The organism is Brytella acorum (assembly GCF_029309905.1).
GTDB classification, from domain to species: domain Bacteria; phylum Pseudomonadota; class Alphaproteobacteria; order Acetobacterales; family Acetobacteraceae; genus Brytella; species Brytella acorum.
In genome coordinates this window covers 104,605-123,562 of sequence record NZ_JARBJP010000004.1, presented here as the reverse complement: position 1 = coordinate 123,562, position 18,958 = coordinate 104,605, and the positions used below count along the sequence as shown (strand labels likewise).

Below are 18,958 nucleotides of genomic sequence, written 5' to 3'. Positions count from 1 at the left end.
GGGCGGCCTCCCACGTCCGTAAGTCTATTTTCGTAAATGTAGGGCGACGCTTTTAGCGTTTGACGCAGCTTTGCGCCAGTGTGTTGACGACGGATGGTTTCGACGCTTCGTCCAGCCGACGCTGACGAGAACCGCAGATTCATCGGACAGGCGGGCGCTGAACGTACTATACCATGATAGAGTGGGCGCTTGGGCGCGAAACATGGGGAGACACGCAAGATGTCCGAATTCAATTCTTTTCAGCCGCCAGGACCGTTACGGACCCTCAAACCGGGCTGGCTCATCGCCATCGGCTGCCTGCTGATCGTTCTTGGCGTCCTTGCCTGGATCGATGCGGTGTTTACCACGCTGGCCAGCGTGGTCCTGATCGGCGTGCTTATGGTTTTTGGCGGGGTGGCGCAACTCGCGCAGGCTTTCGCGCAGAATCAGGTGTCGTCGTCCAACAAGTGGTTCATGGCGCTGGCGGGGGTTCTCTATGTGCTCGGTGGTCTGCTGGTCATCGAGGAGCCCGTGACCGGTTCGGTGTTTGTCACGGCCTTTCTCGCCGGATGCCTGATTTTTTCAGGAATCGCCCGCGCGGCGTGGGCGAGCGGCCATCGTTACCTGAGCAACTGGTGGGGCATGCTCCTGAGCGCGATCATCACGCTTCTCGTCGGCGCCCTGATTTTCATGACATTGCCGTGGTCGGGCCTGTGGCTGCTCGGTACGTTGATCGGCATCGAACTGATCTTCGCCGGGGCAGCCATGGTCGGTATCGGCACAGCCGCAAGCCGCGCCCTGTAACAGAACCCGGTAACAGAAGGAGAAACGCCTGCCGTGACGGACGACAGGCGCTTGACCTATTCGCGGATGGCGGCTGAGAGTTCGCGGACCTGATCGAGCACGGCGGGAACCGTATCCGCCGTCGCCTTGCCGCCCTTCAGCGTGGTTGCAAGCGTATGGATGAGCGCACTGGCCACTACGGCGGCATCGCCTGTCCTGGCGGCGATCGCAGCCTGTTCGGGCGTGCGGACGCCGAACCCGATCGCAACCGGAAGATCACTGATCGCGCGGATGCGCGGCAGGGCCGCCGAGAGTTGCGTCTCACTGGCCGAACGGGTGCCGGTCACGCCCGTGATGCTCACGTAATAGATGAAGCCTCTGGCGTCCGGCAGGATCGCTCGCAGGCGTGCGTCCGGGGTGTTCGGCGCCACGAGCCGGATGACGTCGAGACCATTGGCGCTGGCGTCATCCGCGAGGAGATCCGCTTCTTCCGGCGGCAGGTCGACGATGATCAGACCATCCACACCCGCCTGAGCCGCATCCACGCAGAAGCGCTTCGGACCATAGCTGTCGATCGGGTTGAGATACCCCATCAGAATGATCGGCGTGATGTCATCGTCCTTGCGGAAACGCCGCACCATATCCAGAACGCGCGTCAGCGTGGCGCCGACTCCGAGGCCGCGCAGCGCGGCCTGCTGGATGGTCGGGCCATCAGCGGAGGGGTCGGAGAACGGCACGCCGATCTCGATCAGATCGGCCCCCGCTCCCGGCATGCCGCTCAGGATGGCGTAGGATGTTTCCAGATCCGGATCGAAGGCCTGAAGATAGGGGATGAGGGCGCCGCGCCCTTCCGCCTTGAGCGCGTCGAAGCGCGCCTTGATACGGCTCAAAGCGAAACTCCCAGATGCTTGGCGACCGTGAAGATGTCTTTGTCTCCCCGTCCCGAGACGTTGAGGACGATGATCTTGTCCCGATCCAGCGTCGGCGCGAGCTTCATGACGTAGCCCAGGCCATGCGCGCATTCGAGAGCCGGAATGATGCCTTCGCTCCGCGTCAGAAGCTGAAAGGCGTCGAGCGCCTCCTGATCGGTAACGCCGACATATTCGGCACGCCCGATCTCATGTAGCCAGGAATGTTCAGGCCCGATACCGGGATAATCCAGTCCGGCGCTGATCGAATGCGCCTCGTCGATCTGCCCGTCCTTGTCCTGAAGGAGATAGGTGCGGTTGCCATGCAGAACGCCAGGACGGCCGCGTGAGATTGACGCGGCGGTCTTGCCGCTATCCAAGCCGTGGCCGGCCGCCTCGACGCCGATCAGCCGCACGGAGGGCTCGTCGAGAAACGGATGGAAAATGCCCATGGCGTTCGAGCCGCCGCCGATGGCCGCGACGATGCAGTCCGGCAGACGGCCTTCGGCCTCGATGATCTGTTCGCGTGTTTCGTCGCCGATGACGGACTGGAAATCACGCACCATCCGCGGGTACGGATGCGGTCCCGCGACCGTGCCGACGAGGAAATACGTATCCTCGACGTTGGCGACCCAGTCGCGCATCGCCTCGTTCATCGCGTCCTTGAGCGTTCCGGCGCCTGCGGTGACCGGAACGACCTCCGCGCCGAGCAGATGCATGCGGAACACATTGGGTTTTTGCCGTTCGACGTCCGTAGCACCCATGTAGATGACGCATTTCATGCCGAACAGGGCGCAGACCGTGGCTGTGGCGACGCCATGCTGCCCCGCCCCCGTTTCCGCGACAATGCGCGTCTTGCCCATGCGCTCGGCCAGCAGGATCTGGCCCATCACGTTGTTCAGCTTGTGCGAACCCGTATGGTTGAGTTCTTCGCGTTTGAGATAGATTTTCGCGCCACCGAGCTCGCGCGTCAGGCGCTCGGCGAACCAGAGCGGGCTCGGACGGCCGACATAGTCTTTCAGATAGTAGTTCAGTTTCACGTGAAACGCGGGATCGGCCTTGGCTTTCTCATAAGCGGCTTCAAGATCCTGCACGAGCGGCATCAGGGTTTCGGCAACGAAGCGCCCCCCGAAAATGCCAAAGCGGCCGCGCCAGTCCGGTCCTGAACGCAGACTGTTCGGCGATGGCGTTGTCGTTTCGTTGAGCGTGTTCATGGTCGGGCCGTTCCCTGTCTGTCCCGTCATTTCGGGCCACAGCGATACCAGAGGGAAGGCTTGCCCGTCCATTCTTCCGCGTTGGGGGTTGCTTCAAAGATCAGATCGCGGGAAAGACAAGGGGCTTGCAGGGGATCACGTATGTTTCTAGCCCGCCCGTTCGGAGAGCCGGCGCACGAAGTCATCGACCCGACGGACGCCCAGGGTGTCGTATGGCTCGACCTCATAGAACCGAACAGCGATCAACTGGAGCGAGCGAACCGCATCGCCGGAATGAAAATTCCGACCCGTGATCAGCTAGATGAGATCGAAAGTTCATCGCGTCATTACAAACGCGGAGACATCGTCTATCTCTCCATGCCTATGGTCGATCGAAATGATCTGGAAGATGTCACCGCGCTTCCGATCGGTATCGTCCTGGCGCCGGACAAGATCATTACGATCCGATATGCCGATTATAACGCGTTCGATATCGTAGGGCGCGATATCGCCGAGTGGAAGAAGGATGAACCAAGGCCGTCCGCTCCCGAAATCCTGATGATCCTGCTCGAAGCAATCGTCAACAGGATCGCGGATGTGATCGAGGCTCTGGGCCGGGATCTGGATGTGATTTCACGCAAGGTCTTCGCCGCCGATCAGCCGCGCAAGCGGGCGCGCACGGCGGAAATGCTGCGGGAAACCCTGCGGAGGCTCGGCCATAGCGGTGATCTGACATCCTATATTCGCGACAGCCTTCTGGCGTTGGACCGGACCGGTCACTTTCTGGGCGATAATACCGAATACATGATGCCCGCCCCCCTCAGCGCGCGCATGAAGATTGTGGCACGGGACGTTCTTTCTCTGAACGATGCCTCCGCCCAGACCTGGAACAAGATCCAGTTTCTTCTTGACGCCACTTTGGGATTTATCAGTATCGAGCAGAATGACGGTATGAAACTGCTGACCGTGGTCAGTTTCGTGGGGATCACGCCCACATTGATCGCAGGTGTCTATGGCATGAATTTCAAGACCATGCCCGAGTTGGACTGGCATTACGGCTACTATTACTGCCTCGGTCTCATGATGCTTTCGATCCTGGTCCCGCTTGTGATCTTCTGGCGCAGAGGGTGGTTCGGCGCCCGCTGAACGGTTCCGTGAAGCCACCCCAGGTCAGATGACGGCAGACTTGACGCGGGTCGGAAACAGGCGTAGGCACCCGCGGTAACCAGTCGGCGTCCTGCCGAATTGATTCTTCCTATTTTTCATGCGCTGATCGCTCAGGCGGTTACAGGATTAGGCCCGTCGAGCGACCACCTCATCGTGACGTCGTTACGACTCTGACGCCCGCCAGCAGGTGTGACTCAGCATCCGCGACCAGCCCATTTCCAAGGCACTTTTCATGCATCTCGCCGAACTCAAGGCTAAATCGCCCGCAGATCTTCTGGCTTACGCCGAAAGTCTCGATATCGAGAATGCGTCGTCCATGCGCAAGCAGGACATCATGTTCGCCATTCTCAAAACACTCGCTGAAAATGACCAGGCGATTTACGGCGAAGGCACGCTGGAAATCCTGCCGGACGGCTTCGGCTTTCTGCGTTCGCCTGAAGCCAATTACCTTCCGGGCCCCGACGATATCTACATCTCGCCCACGCAGGTTCGTCGTTATGCGCTGCGTCCGGGCGACACGGTCGAAGGACAGATTCGCGCGCCACGCGATGGGGAGCGTTATTTCTCGCTGCTCAAGGTCAACACGATCAACTTCGAGGCGCCCGAAGCCGTCCGGCAGCGGATCAACTTCGACAATCTGACGCCGCTCTACCCCGATCGTCGTCTGAAGATGGAAGTCGAGCCGACGGGGCCTGTCGAAGCCCCGGCCAAGGGCAAGAAAGACCAGCGTGACTATACGGCGCGCGTCATCGATCTCGTGGCACCGATCGGCATGGGCCAGCGCGCCCTGATCGTCGCGCCGCCGCGGACCGGCAAGACGGTCATGCTCCAGAGCATCGCCGCATCGATTTCAGCCAATCATCCGGAAGTTTTCCTGATCGTTCTCCTGATCGACGAGCGGCCGGAAGAAGTGACGGACATGGCGCGTTCGGTTCGCGGCGAAGTTGTCGCCTCGACCTTCGATGAGCCTGCGACCCGCCATGTGCAGGTCACGGAAATGGTGCTCGAGAAGGCCAAGCGTCTGGTCGAACACAAGCGCGACGTCGTCATCCTGCTTGATTCCATCACGCGCCTGGCACGTGCGTACAACACGGTCGTGCCGTCGTCGGGCAAGGTGTTGACGGGTGGTGTCGATGCAAACGCGCTGCAGCGTCCCAAGCGCTTCTTCGGCGCGGCGCGCAACATCGAGGAAGGCGGTTCGCTGACGATCATTGCGACGGCCCTGATCGATACCGGTTCGCGCATGGATGAGGTCATCTTCGAAGAGTTCAAGGGCACCGGTAACTCCGAGCTCATTCTCGATCGGAAGCTCTCCGACAAGCGCACCTTCCCGGCCATCGACATCACGAAGTCGGGGACACGCAAGGAAGAACTGCTGGTCGATCGCGCCACGCTTTCGAAGATGTGGGTCCTGCGTCGTATTCTGGCGCCGATGGGCACGATGGACGCGATGGATTTCCTTCTCGACAAGCTGAAATACAGCAAGTCGAATCAGGATTTCTTCGACGCGATGAACAACTAGTCCGGCGGCGGCGCTCCCCAGTGGAGCGCCGCGTGCTCTCAGATGAGTTCCACGCCTTCGAGACGCAGCAGGGCGCGCTTGTCGTCCAGTCCCCCACTGCCCGAATAGCCGCCCAATCCGTGACGGCCAAGAATGCGGTGACAGGGGATAAGGATCGGAATGGGATTGGCCGCCATCGCGCCGCCGACAGAGCGCGCTGAGCCGCCGACCCTTGCGGCCAGTTCGCCATAGGATGTCGTCTGACCGTAAGGCACCTGCCGTAAAGCGTCCCAGACGCGTTTGCGGTAAGCCGTTCCGAATGGCGCCAACGGTAGATCGAACGTCTCTTTTTCGCCGTCAAAATAGCGATCGACCATGTCGCGCGCGCGCACGAGCAGGGGCGTTTCTTCCTGATCGCGTCCCCAGCCCCAGTCGAGAGCGACGATATGCTCATCGTCTTCCGAGAGTGTGAGCGGGCCGATTGGAGAATGAAAAGAAAGCTGTGGCATGATAGGAGCATAGCACGCCCATGACCGAGCTTCCGATGTTTTCCGATCTTCCTGCCCCGATTTTTGCGCTCGCGACCGGAATGGGTCGTGCCGCCATCGCCGTCATGCGCGTCAGCGGCGGCGGTTGTGATCGTATTCTCAGGGCCTTGTGCGCTGGCAGGCTGCCGCAGCCACGGCGGGCGAGTCTGAGGCGTCTGATGTCAGGCGACGAAATTCTCGACGAGGCGGTGGTGCTGTGGTTTCCGGGGCCGAACGCTTACACGGGTGAAGACAGTTTTGAACTCCATCTTCATGCGGGACCAGCGGTGATTGACGGCGTCGCCCTCGCTCTGACGACGTTGGGCGCGCGTCCGGCGGAGCCGGGCGAGTTTACGCGGCGGGCTGTGCAGGCAGGGCGCATGGATCTGCTTCAGGCGGAAGCTGTCGCGGATCTCATCGAGGCCGAAAGCGCCTCGCAGAGGCGACAGGCTCTCCATCAGGCGGATGGCGCGTTGAGTCGCCTTTATGACGGATGGGCGCAGCGTTTGCGCCGACTGCTCGCGCAGCACGAAGCCCTTATTGATTTTCCTGACGAAACCCTGTCGGCCGCCGTAGAGGGTGTGCTGGAAACCGAACGTCTGGATCTTCAGGCCGAAATGAGGGCGCATCTTGCGGATCACCGGGGCGAACTTGTCCGTCGTGGCGTCACGATTGTCATCGCGGGCGAACCCAACGCGGGGAAATCCAGCCTTCTCAATGCGTTGTCCGGATATGATGCAGCCATTGTCACACACAGGCCCGGCACGACCCGCGATGTGATTGCTGTCGACTGGGTGCTCGACGGCATCAAGCTTCGTCTCGTCGACACGGCGGGGCTCCGTGAGACTGAGGATGAAATCGAGGCGGAGGGCATCCGCCGGGCGATGTTTCACGTGAAACAGGCCGATATCGTTTTGCAGCTTTATGAAGGAGACCCACCAAATGCCCTGACGCCAGACGCCCTGCTCGTACGCAATAAAATCGATCAGGACGCGATGGTGGAAGAGAGCGTATTGGCGATCAGCGCCATAAATGGCGACGGTCTCGATGCGCTTCGGGACGAAGTGCGCCGTCGCGTCCGCGCGCTCATGGCCAGTCAGGGCGTGCCGCTAACAAGGGCGCGGCATCGCGCAGGCATCCAGGAAGCCCTGGCGCATCTTGAGCGCGCGGGCATCCAGGTATGGCCGGAACTGCGCGGTGAGGAGTTCCGGCTGTCCATGCGCGCTTTAGGTCGTTTGACGGGGCAAGTTGATGTCGAATCTCTGCTGGACGTGATATTCAGCCAGTTCTGCATCGGGAAATGACGGGAATTGAAGTGAGCGCCTACGACGTCATCGTCATTGGAGGAGGACATGCGGGCTGCGAAGCGGCGGCGGCGGCGGCACGTTTTGGCGCGCGCACGCTGCTCCTGACCCAGCGCCTGGAAACTGTTGGCGTCATGTCCTGCAACCCGGCGATTGGCGGTATCGGCAAGGGGCACCTTGTGCGGGAAATCGACGCGCTGGACGGGTTGATGGGGCGTGCTGCTGACGCTGCGGGAATTCATTTTAAGCTACTGAATCGTTCCAAAGGGCCAGCCGTGCACGGTCCACGGGCACAGGCCGATCGTTCGCTCTATCGAACCGCCATCCGAAGGCTCCTCGATGCGACCCCGAATCTGGAACTGCGCGAAGGCGAGGTGGTCGACGTGCTGCTCGACGGTCCAAGGGTTCAGGGTGTCGTCTGTGCGGACGAGGTGATCTATCGCGCTGGTGCCGTGGTTCTCACGAGCGGCACGTTCCTGCGCGGTGTGATTCATATCGGACACACCCAGGAACAGGCGGGACGCGTCGGCGAGCGACCGGCGGCCGCGCTCGGGCTGCGTCTCGAAAGTCTCGGTCTGCGTATGGGGCGTCTCAAGACCGGCACGCCAGCCCGGCTGGCGCGTGACAGCATCGATTGGGAGTCGCTGGAGCGTGACGATGGCGATGCCCAGCCTGAACCTTTCAGCACGATGACCGCACGGATCACCAATCCGCAACTCTGCTGCCGCATCACGACAACGACGGGCGAAACCCATCAGATCATCCGCGACAACCTGGAAAAATCGGCCATGTACGGTGGCGCGATTTCAGGGCGGGGGCCCCGCTACTGCCCGTCGATCGAAGACAAGGTCGTGCGTTTCGGTGAGCGCAACGGGCACCAGATTTTTCTCGAGCCGGAAGGTCTGCCGGGCAACCCGGGCGGAGACCTGGTCTATCCCAATGGTATTTCCACCAGCCTGCCGGCCGATGTGCAGGCGGCCATGATCGCGTCCATTCCGGGTCTGGAAAAGGCACGGATCGTTATGCCTGGCTATGCCGTCGAATATGATTACGTCGATCCGCGCGAGCTGTTTCCAAGTCTGGAACTGCGCGCTCTTCCGGGGCTTTTTCTCGCCGGTCAGATCAACGGAACGACGGGCTATGAGGAAGCGGGTGCTCAGGGCCTGCTGGCAGGCCTGAACGCCGCCAGAAAGGCTGTCGGGCAGGATGCCGTCATTTTCGAGCGCAGCGAAGCCTATCTCGGCGTCATGGTCGATGATCTGACGCTTCAGGGGATATCCGAGCCCTATCGGATGTTCACATCACGAGCGGAATATCGCCTGACGCTGCGCGCCGACAATGCGGATCTCAGACTGACTTCCAAGGGCGAGCGTGCCGGTTGTGTCGGCGCGCAGCGGGCTGCCGTCTTTGCGAAGACCAAAGCCCTGATCGACGACGCGGTGACGCGGGCTTCGGAAAGCGTCTTCACACCGGCGCAATTGAAAAACGCGGGTCTGGCGATTTCACAGGATGGTCGCCGACGCTCCCTCTGCGATGCGTTCGCGGCGCGCGCCACCCCGGAGATGGCGGTGCAGCTGGCACCCTGGTTTGGGGCATTGCCCGAACGCATCCGCCGTCATGTGGAAACGGAGGCACGATATGATGGCTACCTTCAGCGGCAGGACAGGGAGATCCGACAGATGGAAGGAGACGCCCTTCTGAATTTCCCGCCCGATCTCGATTATACGACCATCGGCGGTCTGAGCTCGGAAATGCGCGAGCGCCTTGCCGCGGCCCGTCCGGTCAATTTTGCTGCGGCTCAACGTATCTCCGGCGTCACGCCTGCGGCGCTTGTCGCTTTGCTGGCGCATCTCAGGCTCGCTGCCTGATGGATGTTTCACGTGAAACGCAGGCGAGGCTGGAGACGTTCGCCGCGTTGCTGATCAAATGGAACGCGAAGATCAACCTCGTCAGTGCGCGGGATCTGGCCCAACTCTGGCCCCGGCATATCGAGGATTCGCTTCAGATCGCGCCGCTTGTTCCGAGAGGGGCTCGCGTCATCGATCTCGGCTCGGGTGGCGGCTTTCCCGGCCTGATCGTCGGCATTGCCTCAGATGCGGAAATGACGCTTATCGAATCGGATCAACGCAAGGCGGCGTTTCTGCGGGAGGCTGCACGTGCTTGCGGTGTCCGGGCGCAGGTGCTGGCGCAACGCATCGAAGCCGCGCGACCGGCCCCGGCTTCTTTCGTGACCGCGCGGGCTCTGGCGCCTTTGGCCAAGCTTCTGGAGTGGACCCAGCCATTGCTCGCCCCCGGCGGTCAGGCGCTCTTTCTCAAGGGGAAAGCGCTGCCCGATGAGTTGACCGATGCGCAAGCGAACTGGCACATGAGCCACGAGATCCTGAACAGTCGCACTGACGAAAACGGTGCCATCATCAAAGTGAGCGACATCCGGCGTGTCGAGTAACGACAAGATCAGAGCAGCGCGCATCATCGCGGTTGCCAATCAGAAGGGGGGCGTCGGTAAAACGACAACCGCCATCAATCTCGCATCTGCGCTCGCAGGGTCCAAACGCGTCCTGCTCGTAGACCTCGACCCGCAGGGGAATGCGTCAACCGGCCTTGGCGTGGGTTACGATCAGCGCGGTAATGGCAGTTACGCGGCCCTAATGCAGGAAGCCCCGGCAGCGTCCTGGGCGCGCGAGACCAGCGTCGAGAACCTTCATATCATCACGGCGGATAACGATCTCGCTGGTGTCGAAATCGAGCTTATCGCATCCGAGCGGCGGGAATATCGATTGCAGGAAGCCCTCCAGCAACTCGCCTCGCAATACGATTTTATTCTGATCGACTGCCCGCCGAGCCTGGGCATTCTGACGCTGAATGCGCTGGTCGCGGCTGACGGTGTTCTTGTGCCGCTGCAATGCGAATTTTTTGCGCTTGAAGGGATCAGTCAACTGGTTCGCACGGTTGAGCGTGTGCGTCGCGCGTTTAACGCTGATTTGCACATCGCGGGCATCGTTCTGACGATGTATGATCGACGCAATAATCTTTCCGAACTCGTTGCAGCCGATGCTCGCAGTTTTTTTGGTGAACAGGTTCTGCAAACCGTGATTCCTCGGAATATCCGTATTTCCGAAGCGCAAAGCCACGGTTGTTCGGTTCTTGAATATGATCGTCGCAGCAGTGGCGCCACAGCTTACGGTATGCTGGCCGACGAGTTGGCGGCACGGGTTGCCGCACGTCCTGAACGGAAAGGCTGAAAACGATGGCGAAGAAGGACGCTCCACGTCTGGGGCGCGGATTGGCGGCGTTGCTGGGCGATCAGGCGTCCGATCTCGTCAAGGTCACGCGTCCGTCGTCAGAAAATGTTCCGGCGGCAACGACGCTTGGTATCGATCTTCTGGCGCCCGGCCCCTTCCAGCCCCGGCAGGATATGGATGAAGGACGGCTGGAAGAACTTTCCGCCTCCATTCGCAGCCGGGGTGTACTTCAGCCCATTCTCGTGCGTCCTGATCCGGCCAAGGCCGGGCACTACCAGATCATTGCGGGTGAGCGCCGTTGGCGTGCGGCCCAAAGGGCGGGTCTGCATGAAATGCCGGTTCATGTCCGCGCATTTGATGACGGTGATGCCATGGCGGCGGCACTCGTCGAGAATTTGCAGCGTGCGGATCTCAACGCCATTGAAGAAGCGGAGGGTCTCCAGCGCTTGCTCACGGACTTCGCGCTCACGCAGGAAGAACTGGCGGGTTCGGTTGGCAAATCGCGCCCGCATATTGGCAATACCCTGCGCCTTCTTCAACTCCCGCAGGAGGTTCGCGCGCATGTCCGTGCAGGGCGTTTAAGTGCGGGCCATGCGCGCGCCCTGCTCGCGCATCCTGATCCGGTCGCAGCGGCCGGACAGGTGATTGAGCGTGGCCTGAACGTCCGGCAGACAGAAGCTCTGGCGCGCCAGGCGCCGCGTATTGCTCAGGCACCCACGTCCGTCTCCGGAGATACCGAGATCGTGCATCTCGAACGTGATCTTTCGTCGCGACTGGGTCTGAAGGTTAAAATCAAATTTGATGGAAAAGGTGGCACGCTTCAGCTGGGCTACCGCTCGTTAGAGCAATTTGATGGTATCCTTCGCCTTCTCAATCCGGATCATAAATAGGACGGCGAATTCGGAGAATTCAAAAAAATCCTCTTGCAGGGTTCTGAATGCGCTGTTAGAAGGCCGCCACCGGAACGGAACGATGGGCACATAGCTCAGTTGGTAGAGCAGCTGACTCTTAATCAGCGGGTCCAAGGTTCGAGCCCTTGTGTGCCCACCATCGTTCCTTCCGGTCTTTCTCTCGGAAAATTCCAGATTTTTGAGTCTTTGGCGGTGATGCGAACCGGCCACTTCAGATGTCTCTTCGCTCATCAATGTCAGGAGATGTCGATCGCCGCCTGCATTCGGGCGCAGATCGACGCGGCTCGGCTACAGGCGTGTTCAGCCAGTAAGGATTAGCCTTACTCTCACGAGCATGACGTCCAGATTTTGACCATTACATCGGGAAGCGTGCTTAAATCCTTAAGCTCCGAATTTTACGCGCACTGTCAAGAAGTCGCCGGATCTTGGCCTCCCTGCGCCACACACATTCTTCATCGACCGGAAGTTTCTGCTGTTCCATATGTGGAACAAATTCAAGTATCCCAGAGCCTGACATTCCTGCTTTAGTTCCTCCCGCCTTCCTCCTTCTTCATCGATTCGACACGGAATGGCGAGTTGATCGACCGGTTCCCGGTGTCAAGCGCCATGGATCATGGATGAAGTCCCGGGACTCCGACAGGAGGCGAGAGAGGGAAGTCCGCTTCTTTGCGAACAGCCTCATGCTGGCAAGTTTGCTTGCGTCTCTCTTGAATCAGGCTGATACTGCGGCCTGATTGTACAAACCCACTCTTTCACTCGGCGGGTCGTGGCCTCGGCCAATGAACAGATAGGAAGTTTCATGCTCAAGCACCGTATGGCGTGGATGGGAGCTACAGGTGTCGTCGCGACGTTATGCCTGATCGCCGTATGTGTTTCCATGTCGATGGACGCGGATGGAAGCTTCCATTTCAGCATATTCTGGTTGATTATGACAATTATTACGTCGATTGCATTTATATATACGATGAGAAATTCCTGAAAATTCCAAAAATTACGCGTTTATAGATCTGAGAACCTGAAACACGCGCTGCATGAGGTCATGCGGTCGTCACGGCTTCAGCCCGCAGGAAGTTCGTTTACCGTCACAACTCTCCAGACGCCATTGATGCGCTCCAGAATTGTCAGGGACAGGTTCTGAATGGCAAAGCGGAGCGCTGTGTCGGGATGAACCTGCAGAGCGTGAGAAAGCGCTGCGCGAATGGCGCCCCCATGGCTGACGACCACTGTATCGCGGCCAGCGTTCACCTCAGCCAGATCATCCAAAGCATGACCGACGCGGGCACAGACATCCAGCATGCTTTCGCCACCGGGGGGCTGCTCGCTGGCGGAGGTGGACCAGAAATCATGCGCGCGTTGCCGGAGCTTGCGTGGAAGGTCACCATGAGGAAGATCGTGCCACTCCCCCATGGACTGCTCGATGAAACGCGGTTCGATCAGCATGTCGCGGTTGCCATAGCCAGCCTCAAAAATCGCCTGGGCCGTCGCGTGGGTGCGACGGAGTGGGGAGACCACCCATCGCGCATCTTCCGGGAGGCGCCGGGCGATCGCTTCATAATAAGGACGTTGAGCCATGAGGCTGTCGCCGCAGACATCGACGTCCAGAGCCCCATAGAGCCGCAGACGCGCCTGCGGCTCGACGAGAGCATGGCGAATCAGCCAGAAACGGGTGACTCCCGAAGGGAGCTGCATGGCATCGAGAAAGTGGCCGTGTGACTGCGTCATGAGGTTCCCTGTCGGTCCATCTGAAGAGGGGCGTAATGCGGAACGGGATCGGCCGCACGCAGGCTATCCCAGTTTTGCAGGATCAGGGAGATTTTCGCCAATGCCGCGCGGGCGTCATTGAACTCTCGGATCAGGCGCGCGGAAGGATCCATGCCGGCATGCGAGGGCTCCCCGGAGACGAGACGTGCGCCAGCACACAGACGGAGCGCGCCTGCCAGGGTAGCGTCACCCAGTTGAGGGGCGTTCACGGGGACGGGCTGGCCAAGATGGCACAGGCGCGAAGCGATTGGTGAATTCCTGATCCAGGGAGAAAGGTCGGCGTTCAGCCAGCGATGCAGCCTGCGAGTGTCTTCCAGGACCATGACGCGCTCGTGGTCCTGAGGATCGCGGACGAGAAACGAGAGAATGGTCGGCACGTCATCCCAGCCGGGGCGGCCTTCAATCGGCGGTCGGATGAGAGCCGGAGGTTCAAGCAATTCAAGATCGGGATTCGCGTCGATCGCGTCACGACCCATCTCAAGGAATGCGACCAGCGTCGCACGGATACGGTCCGGCGGGATGGCGAGAAAGGCAAGCATCTCCGCCAGAGCCGCATGCCATCGAAGCGCGAGGCCGAAATTTGCGCCGTCGCGGAGCGCGTTGTCTTCCAGCAGAGGCGGCCATTCAGCCTTGTGCGCGTATGCGGAAAGCCCACGGGGCAGACGGGCTTTCGAAAGTCGGGCGACATGCGCCTGCGGTAACAGAAGCGCGCCGCAGAACGGCGGTCCGGTAAAAAATTTGGACCCCGTGACCATGACCATGATCCCCGCTGCGACCATCTGGCGGATGCGGGCGGGCTCGAGGCGAGCCTGACAGGCATCCACCACGATGTCCAGACGCCCGTCGAAGCGCGCCAGCAACGTCTCAAGCAGGTCTTCGCGCGGCGCGACCAGCCCCGTTTTGGACATGTCGAGCTGGTGCAGGATAACGTGCCGCCCCGCCGATATCTCTCTGGCGATGGTCGCTTCACATTCCGCGTCTATTTCCGCGCTTTCTCGTGGTGAGCCGGCACCGTCGCGGATTGCCACCCCGTGCAGAATGGTCGCGTCCGGGAAACCTTCGACGCGTGCTCCTTTTGTGACGATCGCATCATTGGCTGCCTCGTCCGCAAAATGTCGGCCGGCCGCCGCCAGCGGGACGCCGCTTCCGGTCTCGTCCGGAGCGACGAGAATATTGGACAGAGGGCGAGCGTTCGCACGGTCGGCAGCGATCGCGAGCACGGCCAGTTCACAATCGGTGCCTGACGCCGCCAGAATCACCTGTTCCGGCATGACACCATAACATCGGGCCAGAGCGATTCTGGCGTCTTGGCTCGAGGCCTCTCTGGCCTGATCGACATTGTGCCCGCGCAGGATCGCGACGACCGCGCGTCGTCTTGCATTTTCCGCCCCTTCGAAACCACGCTCCGAAAGAGAGGAAGCTGTGGAGGACGCGAAGGTGACCGCCCAGGGACGAGGCCGGTGAGAACAGCCATAGCGATTGAGGCCCGTATCCGGGTCGACCGCCAGTCGCGCGTCGCCGCCTTCCGCCATGAGTGCTTCCGTTGGCCCCAGCATCGGCCAGACGCGTTCCAGTCCTCTGGCAGCGGCCTCGCCATCGATCTGTTCCGGAGCATCGGCGACCATTCCCGAAAGCTGGGACCAGAGCGTGTGCAACACCTGCACCGGTGGGACGTGATCCTGTCTCAGCACGTCAATCCATGGGAGGATGTCCGTCGTTGAGCATGCTTCGGGCGTGAGGTCGTGAAACAACGCGGCGAGACGGGCCGAGGCGAAAATGGCGTATTCGCATCCGATGTCAGGCGCATCGAGGCGGAGGCGGGCGAGTTCGAGCGCATGCCGCAGAAGGGTGGGCGACAGTTCCGGCCGCTCCAGAGCCAGACCGCCCAGCACCACGCGGGGGCCGCAGACGCGAAATGGAATCGCGAGGTGAACATCCAGACTTACATCGACCGGCCCCGCGATCGTCCGCAGATCGGGACGATCCAGCGTTTCAAGAAGCGTTCGTGTGAGCCCGTCCTGGAGCATGTGCAATTCCTTCGACGGTCCATGGTTCAGGGCCGCTGTGGCTTTGTCGTGGCCCCTGTCTAAAGCAAGAGCGTTATCGGCGCGAGAGGCGGCGGCCCTTTCCTTCCCTCTCGGTAAGTATTAAGGAATGGGATAGAAAACGTCTGTTCGGGAGAAGACCGTCGATGCGCATATTATTGACCGGCGGATGCGGGTTTATCGGGTCGGCGGTTGTGCGGCACATCATACGCAACACCGAACATAGTGTTCTCAACGTCGATTGCATGACCTATGCGGCGTCGGAAGACACAGTGTCCGAGGTTGCGTCAAACGATCGCTACAGCCATGCTCGGGCCAATATCGTCAATGGCGTGGAGATGCAGCGGCTTTTCGAGAGCTTCCAGCCTGACGCGGTCATGCATCTCGCCGCCGAAAGCCATGTGGATCGTTCGATCGACGGCCCTGGCGTTTTCGTCCAGACCAATGTCGTTGGAACTTATTCCCTCCTGGAAGCGGCTCGCAAATATTGGAGCGGTCTGGGCGCAGACGAGCAGAAAGCCTTCCGTTTTCACCACATTTCCACCGATGAGGTCTTTGGCCATCTCGAGCCGGAAGATCCGCCGTTCACGGAAACGACGCCTTACGATCCGCGAAGCCCGTATTCGGCGTCCAAGGCGGCCTCGGATCATCTCGTGCGCGCCTGGTATCATACCTATGGCCTTCCGACCTTCGTTACGAACACGACGAACAATTATGGCGTGTGGCACTTCCCCGAGAAATTGATCCCTCTGGTGACGATCAATGCGATTGAAGGCAAGGAACTGCCGGTTTACGGCAAGGGTGAAAACGTCCGCGACTGGCTGTTCGTCGAGGATCACGCTGAGGCGTTGGTCAAGGCTGTTGAAATCGGCAAGCCCGGTGAAACATACGCGATCGGCGCGCGGCAACCGCGCACGAATCTCGACGTTGTCAAAACGATTTGCGCCGTGCTCGACGAACTCGTGCCCGACCCCGCCGGCCCGCGTGAGCGCCTGATCCGTTTTGTGAGCGATCGTCCAGGGCATGATTTCCGCTACGAAATCGATGCGAGCCATGCCGAAGAGGCGCTGGACTGGAAGGCCAAGCACGATTTCGAAACCGGGATCCGTAAGACGGTCCAATGGTATCTTGATCATCGTGATTGGTGGGAAGAAATCCGCGCCCGTCGCTATACGGGCCAGCGACTAGGGACGAATTCCTGATGCCGAGCGTCTCTTTCTCGACCCCCATGAAGGGGATTCTGCTCGCGGGCGGTTCCGGCACGCGCCTGCATCCCATGACGCTTGCGTCATCAAAGCAGCTGCTGCCGGTTTACGATAAACCGATGATCTATTATCCGCTGTCGACGCTGATGCTCGCGGGTATCCGGGACATCATGATCATCTCCACCCCGCATGATATTCCCCAGTTCCAACGGCTGCTGGGCGACGGTTCGCAGTTCGGCGTGAAGTTTGAATATCGTGTTCAGCCGTCGCCCGACGGGCTGGCGCAGGCTTTCCTGATCGCCGATGAATGGCTTGACGGTGCGCCGAGTGCGCTGGCGCTTGGCGATAACCTCATCTTCGCCGACCATCTTGGCGTGCTTCTGCGCGCCGCAGCCAAGCGTCCCGAAGGCGCAACGGTTTTCGCCTATCAGGTGCGCGATCCGGAGCGGTACGGCGTGGTCTCGTTCGACGAGAACGGTCGGGCTCTGGAAATCGTGGAGAAGCCGACAGAGCCCCAGTCCAACTGGGCGGTGACGGGCCTTTATTTCTACGATCACCGTGTGGTCGACTTTGCCAAGAGGGTCAAGCCGAGCCCACGCGGCGAGCTGGAAATCACCGATCTCAACCGCATGTATCTGGAAGAAGGAACGTTGCAGGTCGACCGGCTGGGCCGAGGTTGCGCGTGGCTGGATGCCGGCATGCCGGACAGCCTCATGCAGGCGGGTACATTCGTGCAGACGATCCAGTCGCGTCAGGGCATGCTGGTTGGATCGCCGGAGGAAGTCGCCTTCCGAATGGGCTTCATCGACAAGCAGCAGCTTCTGGCGCTCGCCCATCGCGTCGCGAAGACGGATCTCGGCCGTATGCTCCGCGAGCTGGCGGAGCACGGCCAACCGCTCGCGACTGTCAGCAAGAACTGAAGGTCCGCGACCGGTCGATTCCCCATCGCTGACGGCAGAAAAAAGGCAGGATCATGAAAGTCGAACGTCTCGAAATACCCGAAGTCATTCTCGTGACGCCGCCGCGTTTCGGAGACAATCGTGGCTTCTTTTCCGAAACCTATAATCTGTCGCGGATGACGGAAGCGGGTATCGATCTTCCGTTCGTTCAGGACAACCAGAGTCTGTCGCGCCAGAAGGGCGTCGTGCGTGGCCTGCATTGTCAGCTTGCCCCCTATGCCCAAGGCAAGCTGGTGCGTTGCACGCGGGGGGCGATCTGGGATGTCGCCGTGGATGCCCGCACGGGCTCACCGACCTATGGTCAGTGGGTCGCAGCCGAGCTTTCGGAAGAAAACTGGTCCCAGCTCTGGATTCCACCGGGCTTTCTGCATGGTTTCGTGACACTGACCGAGAATGCCGAGGTGCAGTACAAATGCACCAACGTCTATGACAAGGCGTCGGAACGCGCGGTCATCTGGAACTGTCCTCATATCGCGATCGACTGGCCCGTGAATCCGAAGGACGCCGTCCTGTCCGACAAGGACCTTGTCGCACCGCACTTCACCGAAGCCACCAACTGGTTCCAATACTCATGAGCGCGCAGGACAAGGGCAAAATCCTCGTCACAGGCGGCAGCGGGCAGTTGGCCGTTTCCCTCGAAACTCTCGGTCAGGGGCGTGTAATCCGTGTGGGACGGCCCGAATTCGATTTCGACCGCCCCGAGACGATTGCCGCGGCGATCGCCAGATATCATCCCGAAATCGTCGTGAATGCGGCGGCCTGGACCGCCGTGGATCTTGCCGAGACCGAAAAGGAAGGCGCGACCCGCGCCAACGAGTCCGGGCCGGCTGAGTTGGCCACGGCTTGCGCGGCGGCGGGTATCCCTCTGATACACGTGTCCACGGACTACGTCTTCTCAGGGGATAAGGGCGCTCCCTACGTCGAAACCGATCCCGTTTCGCCGGAGACGGTCTACGGCAGCACGAAGGCCGCAGGCGAACAGGCCGTGCTCGCCGCCAATCCACAGTCCATCGTTCTGCGGACGTCCTGGGTCTATTCGGCCCATGGCAAGAATTTCGTGCGCACCATGATCAATGCCGGGGCCAGAAATCCCCAGCTCAAGGTTGTCGGTGACCAGAGCGGTAATCCGACCAGCTCCGATGATCTCGCACAGGCCATTTTCGCGATCATCGCGAAAATCGAAACGGGCGGCTGGAAAGACTCATACGCCGGCATCTATCACGCCAGCGGCCAGGGCGACACGACATGGCACGGTCTGGCGGTGGCAACGCTCGAAGAAGCTGCAAAACATGGGCAGGCCGTGCCGGAAATTCTGGCCATCCGGACGCAGGACTGGCCAACACCGGCGAAGCGTCCGCAGGATTCGCGCCTTGATTGCGGCAAACTCGAACGCGTCTTCGGCGTGAAGCTCCCGGAATGGCGCGACAGCGTGGCGCATACCGTGGGCAAGCTCTTCGCCAAAGTCTGAACTGA

At 60.6% G+C, this 18,958-nt stretch carries 17 protein-coding genes and 1 tRNA gene; 13 read left to right on the top strand and 5 right to left on the bottom strand.

Features of this window, described 5'->3' with window-relative positions:
• The first annotated feature begins 219 nt into the window (after window positions 1-219).
• On the top strand, window positions 220-783 hold the full coding sequence (locus tag PWM43_RS08880) for an HdeD family acid-resistance protein (protein WP_289842134.1): 564 nt from the start codon (window positions 220-222) through the stop codon (window positions 781-783).
• Window positions 784-839: 56 nt separating this feature from the next.
• On the opposite strand, the gene trpA is transcribed toward PWM43_RS08880, so the two are convergent.
• Window positions 840-1,652, bottom strand: coding sequence for a tryptophan synthase subunit alpha (trpA, locus tag PWM43_RS08875; protein ID WP_289842133.1), 813 nt, complete (start codon window positions 1,650-1,652; stop codon window positions 840-842).
• On the bottom strand, window positions 1,649-2,884 hold the full coding sequence (gene trpB / locus PWM43_RS08870; RefSeq protein ID WP_289842132.1) for a tryptophan synthase subunit beta: 1,236 nt from the start codon (window positions 2,882-2,884) through the stop codon (window positions 1,649-1,651). Before trpB ends, trpA begins: the two co-directional genes overlap by 4 nt.
• Window positions 2,885-3,025: 141 nt before the next feature.
• On the opposite strand from trpB, the gene PWM43_RS08865 reads away from it, so the two are divergent.
• On the top strand, window positions 3,026-4,009 hold the full coding sequence (locus PWM43_RS08865) for a magnesium transporter CorA family protein (protein WP_289842131.1): 984 nt from the start codon (window positions 3,026-3,028) through the stop codon (window positions 4,007-4,009).
• Between the two features lie 253 nt (window positions 4,010-4,262).
• On the top strand, window positions 4,263-5,552 hold the full coding sequence (rho, locus tag PWM43_RS08860; protein WP_289842130.1) for a transcription termination factor Rho: 1,290 nt from the start codon (window positions 4,263-4,265) through the stop codon (window positions 5,550-5,552).
• Window positions 5,553-5,590: 38 nt separating this feature from the next.
• On the opposite strand, the gene PWM43_RS08855 is transcribed toward rho, so the two are convergent.
• On the bottom strand, window positions 5,591-6,040 hold the full coding sequence (locus tag PWM43_RS08855) for a methylated-DNA--[protein]-cysteine S-methyltransferase (protein WP_289842129.1): 450 nt from the start codon (window positions 6,038-6,040) through the stop codon (window positions 5,591-5,593).
• A gap of 20 nt (window positions 6,041-6,060) precedes the next feature.
• Between PWM43_RS08855 and mnmE the strand changes: the two genes are divergently transcribed.
• From mnmE to PWM43_RS08825, 6 genes are all read left to right on the top strand, one after another.
• The gene (mnmE, locus tag PWM43_RS08850) at window positions 6,061-7,362 is read left to right on the top strand and encodes a tRNA uridine-5-carboxymethylaminomethyl(34) synthesis GTPase MnmE (RefSeq protein WP_289842128.1); all 1,302 of its coding nucleotides are present in this window, start codon (window positions 6,061-6,063) and stop codon (window positions 7,360-7,362) included.
• Window positions 7,363-7,373: 11 nt separating this feature from the next.
• A complete protein-coding gene (mnmG, locus tag PWM43_RS08845) occupies window positions 7,374-9,230 on the top strand; it encodes a tRNA uridine-5-carboxymethylaminomethyl(34) synthesis enzyme MnmG (protein ID WP_289842127.1) in 1,857 nt (618 codons plus the stop codon).
• Window positions 9,227-9,808 (top strand): 16S rRNA (guanine(527)-N(7))-methyltransferase RsmG, encoded by a 582-nt coding sequence (rsmG, locus tag PWM43_RS08840; RefSeq protein ID WP_289842276.1) that lies wholly within the window; start codon window positions 9,227-9,229, stop codon window positions 9,806-9,808. The genes mnmG and rsmG overlap by 4 nt, the downstream gene beginning before the upstream one ends.
• Window positions 9,798-10,604, top strand: a complete 807-nt coding sequence (locus PWM43_RS08835) for a ParA family protein (RefSeq protein ID WP_289842126.1) — start codon at window positions 9,798-9,800, stop codon at window positions 10,602-10,604. Before rsmG ends, PWM43_RS08835 begins: the two co-directional genes overlap by 11 nt.
• Before the next feature lie 5 nt (window positions 10,605-10,609).
• A complete protein-coding gene (locus PWM43_RS08830; protein ID WP_289842125.1) occupies window positions 10,610-11,494 on the top strand; it encodes a ParB/RepB/Spo0J family partition protein in 885 nt (294 codons plus the stop codon).
• 84 nt (window positions 11,495-11,578) lie between these two features.
• A tRNA-Lys gene (locus PWM43_RS08825) sits at window positions 11,579-11,654 on the top strand.
• A gap of 917 nt (window positions 11,655-12,571) precedes the next feature.
• Here the strand turns inward: PWM43_RS08825 and PWM43_RS08820 are convergent.
• Entirely contained in the window at window positions 12,572-13,237 is a 666-nt protein-coding gene (locus PWM43_RS08820; protein WP_289842124.1) for a histidine phosphatase family protein, read from the bottom strand.
• On the bottom strand, window positions 13,234-15,303 hold the full coding sequence (locus tag PWM43_RS08815; RefSeq protein WP_289842123.1) for a hypothetical protein: 2,070 nt from the start codon (window positions 15,301-15,303) through the stop codon (window positions 13,234-13,236). Before PWM43_RS08815 ends, PWM43_RS08820 begins: the two co-directional genes overlap by 4 nt.
• A 164-nt stretch (window positions 15,304-15,467) precedes the next feature.
• Between PWM43_RS08815 and rfbB the strand changes: the two genes are divergently transcribed.
• Genes rfbB through rfbD form a run of 4 tightly spaced genes read left to right on the top strand, consistent with a single transcriptional unit; the run spans window position 15,468 to window position 18,953 of the window.
• Entirely contained in the window at window positions 15,468-16,523 is a 1,056-nt protein-coding gene (rfbB, locus tag PWM43_RS08810) for a dTDP-glucose 4,6-dehydratase (RefSeq protein WP_289842122.1), read from the top strand.
• The gene (gene rfbA / locus PWM43_RS08805) at window positions 16,523-17,446 is read left to right on the top strand and encodes a glucose-1-phosphate thymidylyltransferase RfbA (RefSeq protein ID WP_394356056.1); all 924 of its coding nucleotides are present in this window, start codon (window positions 16,523-16,525) and stop codon (window positions 17,444-17,446) included. Before rfbB ends, rfbA begins: the two co-directional genes overlap by 1 nt.
• A 53-nt stretch (window positions 17,447-17,499) precedes the next feature.
• Entirely contained in the window at window positions 17,500-18,060 is a 561-nt protein-coding gene (gene rfbC, locus PWM43_RS08800) for a dTDP-4-dehydrorhamnose 3,5-epimerase (protein WP_289842121.1), read from the top strand.
• Window positions 18,057-18,953: a dTDP-4-dehydrorhamnose reductase gene (gene rfbD, locus PWM43_RS08795; protein WP_289842120.1), complete on the top strand. Its 897-nt coding sequence runs from the start codon at window positions 18,057-18,059 to the stop codon at window positions 18,951-18,953. The genes rfbC and rfbD overlap by 4 nt, the downstream gene beginning before the upstream one ends.
• Window positions 18,954-18,958: the final 5 nt, after the last annotated feature.